Raw genomic sequence first — 768 nt, 5'->3', positions numbered from 1 at the left:
CACCATGGGGCGGTCTAATCACAGCACCTGTATCAAGCAACATCCCAATGTACGTTGTAGGTATCGCACTAGGCTCACTAACAACAGCAGTTATCGTTGGCTTCTGGAAACCAGTTGCTGAAGAAGAAGAAGACGAAATCGTTGAAGCAGCACCTGCACAAGCTCAAGCGACTCCAGCAGCAGGCGAAGGCGAGTACGACATCGTAGCAGTAACATGTTGCCCATCTGGCGTAGCACACACATTCATGGCAGCGAAAGCACTAGAGAAAGCAGGTGCGGCAGCGGGTCTGAAAATCAAAGTAGAAACTCAAGGTCAAAACGGTATCCAGAACCGCATCACTGACCTAGATGTAGCAAACGCGAAGCTGGTTATTCTAGCTCACGATATCCAAGTAAAAGACGCTCACCGCTTTGCAAAAGCAAACGTTGTTGAGTGTTCAACGAAAGAAGCGATGCGTACCGCAGCGACTCTTGTGAAAGCTTAAACCTTAAGCTCCTCCCCCTAAGAGCCCTTTCCCCCAAAGGGCTCTATCTATTGAAAACGCACATTGAATACATCAATTCAAATCAATCCCTTCCACTAATGACAGTGTCATTTCTGCTGCCGAAACTTCTTTGCAACCCGACGAATTTTGTCCGCACCACAACGGCGTAAATTCATCTCGGTTTTGCTTCTCCATAAGCGCTCTTAACTGAGTCATTTCAATGGAAGCATATGGGAATTTCGGCGCAGACTCACAGATGTAGCCTAGCTCCGACATCGCGCGA

1 protein-coding gene and 1 pseudogene are annotated in these 768 nt (G+C 48.0%); one reads left to right on the top strand and one right to left on the bottom strand.

What is annotated here, in order from left to right; all coding sequences use genetic code 11:
- A partial coding sequence (locus tag R7Q11_RS25880) for a PTS fructose transporter subunit IIB (protein WP_225466963.1) occupies positions 1-485 on the top strand: 485 nt, incomplete at its 5' end.
- A 72-nt stretch (positions 486-557) separates the two neighbouring features.
- Here the strand turns inward: R7Q11_RS25880 and R7Q11_RS25875 are convergent.
- Positions 558-768, bottom strand: a pseudogene (locus R7Q11_RS25875) (2-nitropropane dioxygenase); the annotation flags it as partial.

It is taken from the genome of Vibrio sp. 970, assembly GCF_033339075.1.
This window is presented reverse-complemented; position numbering and strand designations above follow the sequence as displayed.